We start from the raw sequence: 14,227 nt of genomic DNA, 5'->3' as shown, positions 1-14,227 counted from the left end.
GTGGATAATGTGGAAAAGTTATTTGGAAGTTTATATTATAAAGGTGGATATGTGTATAACCTTGTGGATAACATAGAGGAAGTCTGACCTTTGAAGAAATTCTTTTTTGGGAAATAAAAAACAAAGAGATGTCCAAAAAACATTTTGAAACATCCTCCTCTTATTATATAAGGTGCTACTATTGTCAATCTTTGTCGAATGGTTTGTATAATTTCATTTATTAGGGTATTGATTCCAAAAAAGAAAATAAAAAGGAGGTCATCTCGTCAAAAAGCCCGACTTATGAGACATCCTCCTCTTTTAAATTCTCTTATATATGCAGTTCTTCCCATTCTGCCATACAAGCTTCAAGCTGTTCTTGCAGTGTTTGTTTTTTAGTTGTAATTTCACTAGCCTTTTCATAATCTGCATATATTTCTGGTAAGCAAAGTTGGTCTTCTAACGTAGCAATTTCTTCTTCTAAGCCTACGATATTTTGTTCCAGTTCTTCAATTTTTCGAGTACGTTGACGCTCTAACTGTTTACGTTCTTTTTCTTCGAGATAATTTAATTTTTCTTGTGCCACCACTTTTTGAACAGGTACTTCATCTTCTTGCTCTAGTTCCGCACGTTCAATCATTTCATTTTTCTTTTCAACGTAATAATCGTAATCACCTAAATATTCTTGTGCACCTTCTGTTGATAACTCAACAACGGTTGTCGTTACGCGATTAATAAAGTAGCGGTCATGAGAGACGAATAGAAGAGTACCTGGGTAATCAATTAAAGCATTCTCCAAAATCTCTTTACTATTTAAATCAAGATGGTTTGTTGGCTCATCGAGAATTAATAAATTGGATTTTTGCATCATAAGTTTTGCAAGAGCTAGTCGAGCCTTTTGTCCACCACTAAGAGAAGATACTGGTTTGAGTACATCATCCCCTGTGAATAAAAAGTTGCCTAGTATAGTGCGAATTTCTTTTTCAGGTTGCAGGGGATATTCATCCCATAATTCATTTAAAACTCGCTTCGAAGATGTTAAGTTGGCTTGTTCTTGATCATAATAACCAACAGATACACTTGAGCCGAAAGCAACGTTTCCATGTAATAGCTGTAACTTATTCACAATGGATTTTAATAATGTAGATTTTCCAATTCCGTTTGGCCCAACTAAGGCAACACTGTCACCGCGAGTTAAGCGCATATTTACATGTTCAATAATCGGTTCCTGATAATAGCCAATAGTTGCATCTTTCACTTGTAAAACATCATTTCCACTTTGTTTTTCAATATCGAAGTGGAAGGAAGCTGATTTAGAATCGCCTAATGGTCTAGTTAATACTTCCATTCTGTCTAATTGTTTACGGCGACTTTGAGCGCGTTTTGTCGTAGATGCACGAGCTATATTTTTTTGTACAAAGTCTTCCAGTTTAGAAATTTCATCTTGTTGTTTTTCATAACGCTTCATTTCTTGCTCGTATAGAGCTGATTTTGAGTCTAAATATTTACTGTAGTTACCAACAAATCGTCGGCTTTCCTTATTAGAAATTTCGTATACTTGTGTAACAAGTTTATCTAAGAAATAACGGTCATGGGAAACGATTAAAATCGCGCCAGGATAGCCTTGTAAATATTGTTCAAGCCATGTTAGTGTCTCAATATCCAAATGGTTTGTAGGTTCGTCTAAAATAAGTAAGTCTGGTCTAGTTAATAATAATTTCCCGAGAGCTAATCGAGTCTTTTGTCCACCACTTAATGTGGAAATTTTCGTCTGATGCGTTTCAACTGGGAAGCCAAGACCGCTTAAAATTGAGCGTATATCCGCTTCGTACTGATAGCCGCCTTGATCTTTATAATCTAATTGTAATTGGTCATAATCAGCTAATAATTTCTCATATATAGCCGCATTTGAAAAGTTTTCTTCTTTTCCCATCTCTTGCTCTAGTCTTCGAAGTTTTGTCTCCATCTGCTGCAAGTGTGTAAAGACGGTTAACATTTCATCCCAAATTGTTAAAGACGTTTCGAGTCCAGTATTTTGAGCTAAATACCCCATTGAGACATCTTTCGGTTTTATAATTTCACCACCATCATGAGATAACTCGCCAGCTATTATTTTTAATAATGTAGATTTTCCAGCTCCATTTCGTCCGACTAATGCGATACGATCTTTTGTTTGTACTTCCAATTTTATGTTTGCAAGAATCGTTTCTGCACCGTATAATTTCGAAAGCCCATTCACTTGTAATAATATCAATGTTTTCACCTCAAATAATTTCTTAACTTTGCCATGTTTATATTTCTCAATCATACTAAAAATAGTGTATAGTTTAAAATAAAGAGAGAATACTTCTTCTCTTTATTATACAAGGAAATTCATGAGTACTAAACTTCTGTATTTGATTCAAGTATAAGAATAAAGATAGGAAGAGAGGAGAGGTTATATGGATCAGCAAAAAATTCCACAGGCCACTGCCAAACGATTGCCTCTATACTATCGATTTATCCAAAACTTATCTCTTTCTGGTAAGCAACGTGTTTCATCAGCCGAATTGAGTGAAGCGGTAAAGGTTGATTCCGCAACTATTCGAAGAGATTTTTCATATTTTGGAGCGTTAGGGAAAAAAGGATATGGATATAACGTAAATTATTTATTATCATTTTTCCGTGAAACACTCGACCAAGATGATATAACACGCGTGGCACTTATTGGAGTAGGTAATTTAGGGACCGCTTTCTTACATTATAATTTCACGAAAAACAATAATACAAAAATTGAAATGGCGTTTGATGTTAGTGAAGAGAAAGTTGGAACAGAAATCGGAGGCATTCCTGTATATCATTTGGATGAATTAGAAGAACGTTTATCAACTGATATACAAGTGGCAATATTAACGGTACCCGCTACAGTAGCGCAATCTGTGGCAGATAGATTGGCAGAAACGAACGTGCATGGTATTTTAAATTTCACACCAGCACGCTTAAATGTGTCAGAGAATATAAGAATTCATCACATTGATTTAGCTGTAGAGTTACAAACGCTTGTTTACTTTTTGAAGAATTATCCACAATAAAACGCAGAGGAGATGACCTCTGCGTTTTATTATTGTTTTTTCTTTGTGAATTTAACTAAGATAAGGCGAAGTGCCAAATTAAAATCAATTGTTGCCATAACTGCAAATAGTATTGTCCACATATTCCAGATTGTATCTGTTACGTTCGTAATGGCGAAGCGTGTAAAGATACATCCAAGAAGAAAGTACAATGCAGCCATGAACAATGGTGAGTTTCTCATACTAAAAATCCTCCGATAAAGCCTTGCATTTTTTCAGCTTCTTTAATCATTTCTTGAATTTGCTCATTGCTTACTACAACTTGAGCAACTGCAACTAATGTATTCATTGCAACATGAGCTGCAATAGGAACTATAATTCGTTTCGTTTTTACGTATAAAAAGGCGAATACGAGCCCCATAGAAGTGTATACCAATAAGTGAGTAAAATCAAAATGAATCGCCGCGAATACAAGTGAACTAATAATAGCGGCAATAAAGAAGTTAAACTTCTTATAAAGTGTACCGAATAAAATTTTTCTAAATACGATTTCTTCCAAAATAGGTCCTATTATAGATATGACAATAAGGAACCAAGGTGTCGTTCTTGCGATGTCCATAAGTCTTGCTGTATTTTCAGATCCCGGTGTAATCCCTAATAAACGCATTTCGATCATACCGGCAATGCTTTGTGAGAACAGCGCTAAGAAGAAACCAATAAAAATCCACCCAATTGTAGCTGGAACAGTAGAGCGCATTTTATCTAAATGCCTGTCGCGAATGTCTGTTCTGAGTAACCAAAGTACAACGCATAATGCAATGAAAAAGCTAATGATAGCCCAATGACCAGTTATGAGCTGAAGTTTTTCATCTCTAGTAAATCCCCTATTATCGTATAGTCCAGTTTTCAGGAGAAGCGGTAACCCGGCAATGCCTGATAACTGCATTAAAATGTATGTAACGATAATCCACCAATATTGTTTCTTCAAATGGTTTAACCATCCTTTCTAACGCTAGTGTATGAGATAAGGTAGGATAACATGTAAATATGCTACCTACGATATAAACTTTCATTTGAATTATATTTTTTTTGTAAATAAGTATTTGAAAATAAAATAGGAGACAGGAAAAAGTTGTACGTTTAGCGAAAACAACTTAGGGTGTCTTTCATATTGTAACATACAAGAAGTGGGAACAACGATTCATATAGTAAAGGCAGTAGAAGAAGTAATGATATCTAGGAAAGTGCATAAAGTAATTTGCGAAAAAATTATGATTTTTTTACTTGCAAAAGAAATTGAGATTATTTATTATTATAAGTGTGTTAGCACTCGTGTGACTTGAGTGCTAATAAATAAAATTTACATAACAAAATGAGGAGGTTATTGTTCATGCTAAAGCCATTAGGTGATCGCGTTGTAATTGAACTTGTTCAAGCAGAAGAAAAAACAGCAAGTGGTATTGTATTACCAGAAACTGCAAAAGAAAAACCACAAGAGGGTAAAGTTATTGCAGTAGGTACAGGCCGAGTGCTTGAAAATGGTGAGCGTGTTGCTTTAGAGGTAGCAGCAGGTGATCTTATCATCTTCTCAAAATATGCAGGTACTGAAGTGAAATACGAAGGTACAGACTACTTGATTTTACGTGAAAGTGACATTTTAGCAATTATCGGTTAATTATATACATTTTAAAAATCCAAGGGGGTCAATTATTATGGCAAAAGATATTAAATTTAGTGAAGAAGCACGTCGTTCGATGCTTCGCGGTGTCGACACTCTTGCAAACGCAGTAAAAGTAACGCTTGGACCAAAAGGTCGTAACGTTGTACTTGAGAAAAAATTCGGTTCACCACTTATTACAAATGATGGTGTAACAATCGCAAAAGAAATCGAATTAGAAGATGCATTCGAAAACATGGGTGCGAAATTAGTAGCAGAAGTTGCTAGCAAAACAAACGATGTAGCTGGTGACGGAACGACAACTGCAACTGTATTAGCGCAAGCTATGATTCGTGAAGGTCTTAAAAACGTAACAGCTGGTGCAAACCCAATGGGTCTTCGTAAAGGTATCGAAAAAGCTGTTACTGCTGCAATTGAAGAATTAAAAGCAATTTCTAAACCAATCGAAGGTAAATCTTCTATCGCACAAGTAGCTGCTATTTCTTCGGCTGACGAAGAAGTAGGTCAATTAATCGCTGAAGCAATGGAGCGCGTTGGTAACGACGGCGTTATTACTTTAGAAGAATCTAAAGGATTCACAACAGAATTAGACGTAGTAGAAGGTATGCAATTTGATCGTGGATATGCATCTCCTTACATGATTACTGATTCTGACAAAATGGAAGCAGTTCTTGATAACCCATACATTTTAATTACTGACAAAAAGATTTCTAACATTCAAGAAATCTTACCAGTATTAGAGCAAGTGGTACAACAAGGTAAACCACTTCTTATCATTGCTGAAGATGTAGAAGGCGAAGCGTTAGCTACATTAGTAGTGAACAAACTTCGTGGTACATTCAATGTAGTTGCTGTTAAAGCTCCTGGATTTGGTGACCGTCGTAAAGCAATGCTAGAAGATATCGCAATCTTAACTGGTGGCGAAGTAATCACTGAAGAATTAGGACGTGACTTAAAATCTGCTACAGTTGAATCTTTAGGACGTGCTGGTAAAATTGTTGTAACGAAAGAAAACACAACTGTAGTTGAAGGTATTGGAAATTCACAACAAATCGAAGCTCGCATCGGTCAAATCCGCGCGCAATTAGAAGAAACTACTTCTGAATTCGATCGTGAAAAATTACAAGAGCGTCTTGCTAAACTTGCGGGCGGTGTAGCAGTAATTAAAGTAGGTGCAGCAACTGAAACTGAGTTAAAAGAGCGCAAACTTCGCATTGAAGATGCACTTAACTCAACTCGTGCAGCAGTAGAAGAAGGTATCGTTGCAGGTGGTGGTACTTCACTTATGAACGTATACACAAAAGTAGCTTCTATCGTAGCTGAAGGCGACGAAGCAACAGGTATCAACATCGTACTTCGTGCACTAGAAGAGCCAGTTCGTCAAATCGCAATCAACGCTGGTCTAGAAGGATCTGTAGTTGTAGAGCGTCTAAAAGGCGAAAAAGTAGGCGTTGGTTTCAACGCAGCTACTGGCGAATGGGTTAACATGCTTGAGTCTGGTATCGTAGATCCAGCTAAAGTAACTCGTTCTGCACTTCAAAACGCAGCATCTGTTGCAGCTATGTTCTTAACAACTGAAGCTGTAGTTGCTGACAAGCCAGAACCAAATGCACCAGCAATGCCTGACATGGGCGGCATGGGCATGGGTGGTATGGGCGGAATGATGTAATTCCGTTCTCCCGAAAAACATCCACTTCTATATAGAAGTGGATGTTTTTTTATGTTTTTGAGCGCAGGAAAATAATTTCTGTAGAATTTTGTCGCTTTCTCTCTTGACCATACCGATACTTCATTGTTAGAATCTAGGAAGATAATATAAAACAATCCTTCATATATCCTCGATGATATGGTTTGAGAGTCTCTACCGGGTTACCGTAAACAACCTGACTATGAAGGCAGTGCGTCTTATATTTATAAAGAGCGGAAGACTATCTTTCTTTATAAAGCCAGACCCCTGCCTTTTCTTTGTCATGAGACTAGAGGCGGAGGACTGGCTTTTTTTATTATATTAGTAATGCTTTTCGCCAAATTGGTGAAAATATTTATATACGAGAACTAACGTTGGGGTGATTATTTTGAAGAAGCAGCATGATACAATTATCGTTTTAGATTTTGGGAGTCAGTACAATCAGTTAATAGCACGTCGAATTCGTGAGTTCGGTGTATACAGTGAACTTCATCCACATACAATTACTGCAGAAGAAATTAAAGCAATGAATCCAAAAGGGATTATTTTCTCTGGTGGACCAAATAGTGTATACGGTGAAGGCGCATTACATTGTGATGAAAAAATCTTTGAACTAGGATTACCGATCTTCGGTATTTGTTACGGTATGCAGCTTATGACACAACACTTCGGTGGTAAAGTAGAACGTGCCAACCACCGTGAGTATGGAAAAGCTGTTCTTAAAGTAGAGAACGAATCAAAATTATATGCGAACCTTCCAGAAGAGCAAGTTGTATGGATGAGCCATGGTGACTTAGTAACTGGTTTACCTGAAGGATTCGTAGTAGATGCAACAAGTGAGTCTTGTCCAATTGCTGGTATGAGCAATGAAGCGGAAAACTTATACGGTGTACAATTCCACCCAGAAGTACGTCACTCTGAGCACGGTAACGATTTAATTAAAAACTTCGTATTCGGCGTATGTGGTTGTTCTGAAGGATGGAACATGGAGAACTTTATTGAAGTAGAATTAGAGAAGATCCGTGAAACTGTTGGAGACAAAAAAGTATTATGCGCACTTAGTGGCGGTGTAGACTCTTCTGTTGTAGCAGTATTAATTCATAAAGCGATTGGTGACCAATTAACATGTATTTTCGTGGACCACGGTTTACTTCGTAAAGATGAAGCAGAAGGTGTTATGAAAACATTTAGCGAAGGCTTCCATATGAACGTTATTAAAGTGGATGCACAAGAGCGCTTCATGAACAAGTTAAAAGGTGTAGAAGATCCAGAGCAAAAACGTAAAATCATCGGTAATGAATTCATTTACGTATTTGATGATGAAGCTTCTAAATTACAAGGAATGGACTTCCTAGCGCAAGGTACACTTTACACGGACATCGTTGAAAGTGGTACAGCAACTGCACAAACAATTAAATCTCACCATAACGTTGGTGGACTTCCAGAAGACATGCAGTTCAAATTAATTGAGCCTTTAAACACTTTATTTAAAGACGAAGTACGTGTATTAGGATCAGAACTAGGAATTCCTGATGAAATCGTATGGCGTCAACCGTTCCCAGGTCCAGGACTTGGTATTCGTGTATTAGGTGAAATTACAGAAGAGAAATTAGAAATCGTTCGTGAATCTGATGCGATTTTACGTGAAGAAATTATTAAAGCAGGCTTAGACCGCGAAGTTTGGCAATACTTCACTGCGCTTCCTGGTATGCGTAGTGTAGGTGTTATGGGTGACGAGCGTACTTACGATTACACAGTAGGTATCCGCGCAGTAACATCTATCGACGGTATGACAGCTGACTGGGCACGTATCCCTTGGGACGTATTAGAGAAAATCTCTGTACGTATCGTAAACGAAGTAAAACACGTTAACCGTATCGTGTATGATATAACGAGTAAGCCACCAGCAACTATTGAGTGGGAATAGTATTGTAATAAAAAAGATCCATCTATCGTTCATGTATAGATGGATCTTTTTGTTTTTACCCTTAATACGAACGAAAATATAAAAGTTTATAAAAATGTTCGTTTTTAAATTGACAAAACCACCTCATCGAGTTAATATGAGTATGTAATTCAAACGAAAAGTGAATATTATGCCGTCGTATAATATCGGGGATATGGCCCGAAAGTTTCTACCTAGCTACCGTAAATGGCTTGACTACGAGGCGTTTTGATAAAGATGAGGGGAAACTTGTCTTTATTCATAGAACGCTTCCATGTATATGCAATGGAAGCCTTTTTTATTTTTATAAATAAAAGAGGGCTAGGGGAAATACGGCGAGTAATCATATAACGGGGGAAACGTAAGATGAAACGCTATTTTCAGTTTGATGAACTCGGCACAAATTATAAAACAGAGTTCATAGCAGGTTTAACGACATTTCTATCTATGGCTTACGTACTATTTGTCAATCCTGCTACGCTGTCGCTTGGAAATGTTAAAGGATTACCGGTAGGTACAGGAATGGATCCAGGTGCAGTGTTCGTTGCTACAGCATTAGCAGCGGCGATTGGTTCGTTAATTATGGGGATATTTGCGAAGTATCCGATTGCTTTAGCGCCAGGTATGGGAATAAACGCGTTCTTTGCTTATACAGCGGTGTTAACGATGGGAATTCCGTGGCAAACGGCGATTGCTGGAACATTAATGTCAGGTATTATCTTTATTATTCTTACTGCTTCAGGTATTCGTGAAAAAATTATTAATGCAATTCCAGTAGAGTTAAAGTTTGCAGTAGCGGCGGGTATTGGATTATTCATTGCCTTCCTTGGATTCCAAAACGCTGGAATTATCGTAAAGAATGATGCTGTTCTTGTTGGGTTGGGGGACTTAACAAAGGGCACAACGTTACTAGCAATCTTCGGAGTTGTTACTACAATCATTTTCATGATTAAAAAAATAAATGGTGCAGTTTTCTACGGTATGATCCTTACGGCGATCTTAGGAGTAGCGACTGGATTAATTGATACACCAAAAGCTGTAGTGGGAGCAATACCGAGTCTAGAACCAACGTTCGGGGTAGCATTAACTCACTTTGGAGACATTTTCACTGTTGAAATGGCGATTGTTATTATAACGTTCTTCTTTATCGATTTCTTTGATACAGCAGGTACGCTTGTAGCGGTTGCGAATCAAGCGGGATTAATGAAGAACAATAAATTACCACGTGCAGGTAAAGCGTTATTTGCAGATGCGATTGCAACTGTAATTGGTGCAATTCTAGGTACATCAACAACAACGTCTTATATTGAATCTTCTGCAGGGGTAGCAGCGGGTGGACGTTCTGGATTTACAGCAGTTGTAACAGCAGGGTTCTTCTTGCTAGCGCTATTCTTCTCACCACTATTAAGTGTTGTGACACCAGCTGTAACAGCGCCAGCATTAATTATTGTAGGGATCTTGATGGTTTCATCTTTAGGCGAAATTGATTGGAAGAAATTCGAGATTGCAGTACCAGCATTCTTTACTATCATTTCAATGCCACTTACGTATAGTATCGCAACAGGAATTGCAATCGGGTTTATCTTCTATCCAATTACAATGGTTGTGAGTGGTCGTCGTAAAGAGATTCATCCAATTATGTATGTTATGGGAGTTTTATTCGTACTATATTTCATCTACGTTCGTAAATAAAAGGGGTTTTTTGAAAGGTCTAGACTTGAGGGGAGTCTAGACCTTTTTTGCGTCTTCAGAAAATCTTAAGGATTTCCGAGCGTTTTTCTTCAGAAGTTTTCTTATAATAGAAGTTAGGGATTAAAAAAGTGATGGGGGAGATAGTATGGCCGGGGAAACAATACTTGTAGTAGATGATGAAAAAGAAATTAGGAACCTTATTACAATTTATTTAAAGAACGAAGGATATAAAGTACTGCAAGCAGGGGACGGAGAAGAAGGGTTACGTATATTAGAAGAAAATGAAGTGCACTTAGTCGTATTAGATATTATGATGCCGAAAGTAGATGGTATTCATATGTGTATGAAAGTAAGGGAAGCGAAGGAAATGCCGATTATTATGCTTTCGGCAAAAACGCAAGATATGGATAAAATTTTAGGATTAACAACAGGTGCAGATGATTATGTAGCAAAACCGTTTAATCCGTTAGAGTTAATCGCAAGAATTAAATCGCAGCTACGTCGTTATATGAAAATGAATGGCTTTGCTATTCAAAATGAGGACGAGTTAGAAATTGGAGAGATGAAAATAAACATCTCCACTCATACAGTCATTGTGGATGGAGAAGAAGTGAAACTCACCCCAAGGGAATTTTCAATTTTAGAATTACTAGTCCGTAATCCGGGGATGGTCTTTAGTGCGGAACAAATTTATGAAAAGGTTTGGAACGAAAGATCTTTCCAGTCGGATAACACGGTAATGGTTCATATTCGGAAAGTGCGTGAAAAGATTGAGGAGAATCCAAGGAAGCCAATATATATAAAAACAGTATGGGGAGTGGGGTATAAGATTGAAAAAGATATTTAATCCATTTACTTATGTTAGGAAAATTCGAGAATTAATTGGAAAGATAGTGAAGAGTGTGAAACGGAGTATACGAATTCAACTTATTACTGCGTTTACTGCTTGTGCGTTGTTAGGGATTTTGTCAGCGAAGGCAGCAGCACCGTTTTTTGAGAATGCGAATCGAGAGGCGACGATCGATTATCGGGTTGGTATGGAACAAATTAATCAACACGCTCAAAGCGTCGCAAATAGTTCAGTTCATGAAAATAAATTAGAAGCTATATCAACTATGATTGAAATAGAGAATCAAAATTTAGAACAAAACTCTAGAGCTTTAAAAGTATTGGTCACTGACGAGAGCGGTAAAGTTTTATATAAAACGAAGCAGGCGCAAGAAGAGCAAATTGATTTGCATAATACAATTCGTAATGCAGCATCATTTGCAATCAATTATTCAAACGGGCAAGATGCATTTGAAAATACAAGAAAAGAATTTATAGCTTTTGCACCTATTACAATAGAAGATAAGAATTTATACATGTTTGTTAGTGGGATTCCGGGAGGTGAAGTGAGATATGATACGCAAGAAGGGCCGTTTCCATTTTTCATAGGTGTACTCGTATTCATTTTCTCTTTCTTCTATATAACAAAGAGAAAGATGAAGCAAATTGAAGCGATGGCACAAGGTGTAAAGGAAATAGAAAAAGGCAACTTAGCGTATCGTATTGAGAAGAAAGGTGAGGACGAGATTGCGTCTTTAACTGAGAATATTAATAATATGGCAGAAGAGCTGATGAATAATATAGAAAAGGAACGTAAATTAGAGAAGCAAAAGAACGAGCTTATTACGAATGTATCTCACGATTTGCGTACACCACTGACTTCTATTATGGGTTACTTGCGATTACTTCGAGATTCTAAATATGAAAGTAAAGAACAACATGATGAGTATACGAGAATTGCTTTTGCGAAGTCGGAGCAGTTAAAGAATTTAATAGAAGATTTATTTGAGTATACGAAGTTAACAAATGAGCAAGTTATATTGGAAAAACAAGAGGTTTGTATAAATGAGTTATTGGAGCAATTAATAGAAGAGTTAGTACCGCAAGCAGAAGAGCATGGCCTTATGTTTGTTAAGAAGTTTCCTGAGGAACGTGCATATGCGATGATTGATTCGGAAAAGATGGTCCGTGTATTCGACAACTTACTAATGAATGCAATTAAGTATAGTAAAGATGACGGAGAGATAAAAGTTTCTCTTCAAAGGCAGCGCAGGAATATACAAATTGTTATTGCGAATCATAGTGAAGAGTTTACGAGAGAAGAGTTAGGGAACTTGTTTGAACGGTTTTATAAGAAAGATCAATCTAGAAGTAGAGTAACAGAAGGTTCGGGGCTCGGATTAGCTATTGCGAAAAGTATTGTTGAGTTGCAAGGTGGTAGTATTCAAGCTGAGTATGAGGACGGGATCGTTCAGTTCATCGTTTCATTACCAATTATAGAAAAATAATAAATGAATAGAATGTTATAGGATAAAAAGGCTTATTTTAAAAGGAATAAGCCTTTTTATATTTTTTTAGAAAAACATATTGACGATTAGAGTTTAGAGGTGTAATATAAAACAAGTCGCCGATAGCAACAACGCAGAAAGCGACAAAAGAAATAAAAAAACTTGGTTGACATTGAAATATGAAAATGTTAACATAAGGGAGTCGCAAATGAGCGGCAAACAAGTTCTTTGAAAACTGAACGAAACAAACAACGTGAACGTCAATTTTTATTTTTAGATGCTAGACAAACTAACTTTATTGGAGAGTTTGATCCTGGCTCAGGATGAACGCTGGCGGCGTGCCTAATACATGCAAGTCGAGCGAATGGATTAAGAGCTTGCTCTTATGAAGTTAGCGGCGGACGGGTGAGTAACACGTGGGTAACCTACCCATAAGACTGGGATAACTCCGGGAAACCGGGGCTAATACCGGATAATATTTTGAACTGCATAGTTCAAAATTGAAAGGCGGCTTCGGCTGTCACTTATGGATGGACCCGCGTCGCATTAGCTAGTTGGTGAGGTAACGGCTCACCAAGGCGACGATGCGTAGCCGACCTGAGAGGGTGATCGGCCACACTGGGACTGAGACACGGCCCAGACTCCTACGGGAGGCAGCAGTAGGGAATCTTCCGCAATGGACGAAAGTCTGACGGAGCAACGCCGCGTGAGTGATGAAGGCTTTCGGGTCGTAAAACTCTGTTGTTAGGGAAGAACAAGTGCTAGTTGAATAAGTCGGCACCTTGACGGTACCTAACCAGAAAGCCACGGCTAACTACGTGCCGACAGCCGCGGTAATACGTAGGTGGCAAGCGTTATCCGGAATTATTGGGCGTAAAGCGCGCGCAGGTGGTTTCTTAAGTCTGATGTGAAAGCCCACGGCTCAACCGTGGAGGGTCATTGGAAACTGGGAGACTTGAGTGCAGAAGAGGAAAGTGGAATTCCATGTGTAGCGGTGAAATGCGTAGAGATATGGAGGAACACCAGTGGCGAAGGCGACTTTCTGGTCTGTAACTGACACTGAGGCGCGAAAGCGTGGGGAGCAAACAGGATTAGATACCCTGGTAGTCCACGCCGTAAACGATGAGTGCTAAGTGTTAGAGGGTTTCCGCCCTTTAGTGCTGAAGTTAACGCATTAAGCACTCCGCCTGGGGAGTACGGCCGCAAGGCTGAAACTCAAAGGAATTGACGGGGGCCCGCACAAGCGGTGGAGCATGTGGTTTAATTCGAAGCAACGCGAAGAACCTTACCAGGTCTTGACATCCTCTGAAAACTCTAGAGATAGAGCTTCTCCTTCGGGAGCAGAGTGACAGGTGGTGCATGGTTGTCGTCAGCTCGTGTCGTGAGATGTTGGGTTAAGTCCCGCAACGAGCGCAACCCTTGATCTTAGTTGCCATCATTAAGTTGGGCACTCTAAGGTGACTGCCGGTGACAAACCGGAGGAAGGTGGGGATGACGTCAAATCATCATGCCCCTTATGACCTGGGCTACACACGTGCTACAATGGACGGTACAAAGAGCTGCAAGACCGCGAGGTGGAGCTAATCTCATAAAACCGTTCTCAGTTCGGATTGTAGGCTGCAACTCGCCTACATGAAGCTGGAATCGCTAGTAATCGCGGATCAGCATGCCGCGGTGAATACGTTCCCGGGCCTTGTACACACCGCCCGTCACACCACGAGAGTTTGTAACACCCGAAGTCGGTGGGGTAACCTTTATGGAGCCAGCCGCCTAAGGTGGGACAGATGATTGGGGTGAAGTCGTAACAAGGTAGCCGTATCGGAAGGTGCGGCTGGATCACCTCCTTTCTATGGAGAATTG

The 14,227-nt window shown here is 38.7% G+C and carries 10 protein-coding genes, 1 rRNA gene and 2 riboswitches; of the genes, 8 read left to right on the top strand and 3 right to left on the bottom strand.

From position 1 onward, the window contains the following. Positions 1 to 310: 310 nt before the first annotated feature. The gene (locus JFU18_RS14110; protein WP_098169066.1) at positions 311 to 2,233 is read right to left on the bottom strand and encodes an ABC-F family ATP-binding cassette domain-containing protein; all 1,923 of its coding nucleotides are present in this window, start codon (positions 2,231 to 2,233) and stop codon (positions 311 to 313) included. Between the two features lie 187 nt (positions 2,234 to 2,420). Between JFU18_RS14110 and JFU18_RS14105 the strand changes: the two genes are divergently transcribed. Beyond that, on the top strand, positions 2,421 to 3,050 hold the full coding sequence (locus tag JFU18_RS14105; protein WP_000372704.1) for a redox-sensing transcriptional repressor Rex: 630 nt from the start codon (positions 2,421 to 2,423) through the stop codon (positions 3,048 to 3,050). Positions 3,051 to 3,079: 29 nt separating this feature from the next. Here JFU18_RS14105 and JFU18_RS14100 read toward each other — a convergent pair whose 3' ends face one another. Together JFU18_RS14100 and JFU18_RS14095 are read right to left on the bottom strand one after the other, a co-directional pair. Next, complete coding sequence (locus tag JFU18_RS14100; RefSeq protein ID WP_001246201.1) at positions 3,080 to 3,271, bottom strand: YdiK family protein; 192 nt, start codon at positions 3,269 to 3,271, stop codon at positions 3,080 to 3,082. After that, positions 3,268 to 4,017, bottom strand: coding sequence for a CPBP family intramembrane glutamic endopeptidase (locus JFU18_RS14095; RefSeq protein ID WP_044440795.1), 750 nt, complete (start codon positions 4,015 to 4,017; stop codon positions 3,268 to 3,270). Before JFU18_RS14095 ends, JFU18_RS14100 begins: the two co-directional genes overlap by 4 nt. Before the next feature lie 402 nt (positions 4,018 to 4,419). Between JFU18_RS14095 and groES the strand changes: the two genes are divergently transcribed. The 7 genes from groES to JFU18_RS14060 all read left to right on the top strand — a co-directional run bounded on the left by groES (position 4,420) and on the right by JFU18_RS14060 (position 14,214). Beyond that, on the top strand, positions 4,420 to 4,704 hold the full coding sequence (gene groES, locus JFU18_RS14090; protein ID WP_002009985.1) for a co-chaperone GroES: 285 nt from the start codon (positions 4,420 to 4,422) through the stop codon (positions 4,702 to 4,704). A gap of 37 nt (positions 4,705 to 4,741) precedes the next feature. Continuing rightward, entirely contained in the window at positions 4,742 to 6,376 is a 1,635-nt protein-coding gene (groL, locus tag JFU18_RS14085) for a chaperonin GroEL (protein ID WP_002029451.1), read from the top strand. Positions 6,377 to 6,515: 139 nt separating this feature from the next. After that, positions 6,516 to 6,617, top strand: a riboswitch (purine riboswitch). A 165-nt stretch (positions 6,618 to 6,782) separates the two neighbouring features. Next, on the top strand, positions 6,783 to 8,321 hold the full coding sequence (gene guaA / locus JFU18_RS14080; RefSeq protein ID WP_122974556.1) for a glutamine-hydrolyzing GMP synthase: 1,539 nt from the start codon (positions 6,783 to 6,785) through the stop codon (positions 8,319 to 8,321). Positions 8,322 to 8,476: 155 nt separating this feature from the next. After that, positions 8,477 to 8,578: riboswitch (purine riboswitch) on the top strand. Positions 8,579 to 8,705: 127 nt separating this feature from the next. Then, positions 8,706 to 10,031, top strand: a complete 1,326-nt coding sequence (locus tag JFU18_RS14075) for an NCS2 family permease (protein ID WP_201033584.1) — start codon at positions 8,706 to 8,708, stop codon at positions 10,029 to 10,031. A gap of 145 nt (positions 10,032 to 10,176) precedes the next feature. After that, on the top strand, positions 10,177 to 10,878 hold the full coding sequence (locus tag JFU18_RS14070; protein ID WP_002029454.1) for a response regulator transcription factor: 702 nt from the start codon (positions 10,177 to 10,179) through the stop codon (positions 10,876 to 10,878). After that, entirely contained in the window at positions 10,862 to 12,367 is a 1,506-nt protein-coding gene (locus JFU18_RS14065) for a sensor histidine kinase (RefSeq protein ID WP_201033585.1), read from the top strand. The genes JFU18_RS14070 and JFU18_RS14065 overlap by 17 nt, the downstream gene beginning before the upstream one ends. 295 nt (positions 12,368 to 12,662) lie before the next feature. Beyond that, a 16S ribosomal RNA gene (locus JFU18_RS14060) occupies positions 12,663 to 14,214 on the top strand. The last annotated feature ends 13 nt before the right edge of the window (positions 14,215 to 14,227 follow it).

This window comes from Bacillus sp. TH22 (assembly GCF_016651015.1).
Classification (GTDB): Bacteria; Bacillota; Bacilli; order Bacillales; family Bacillaceae_G; genus Bacillus_A; species Bacillus_A mycoides.
This window is presented reverse-complemented; position numbering and strand designations above follow the sequence as displayed.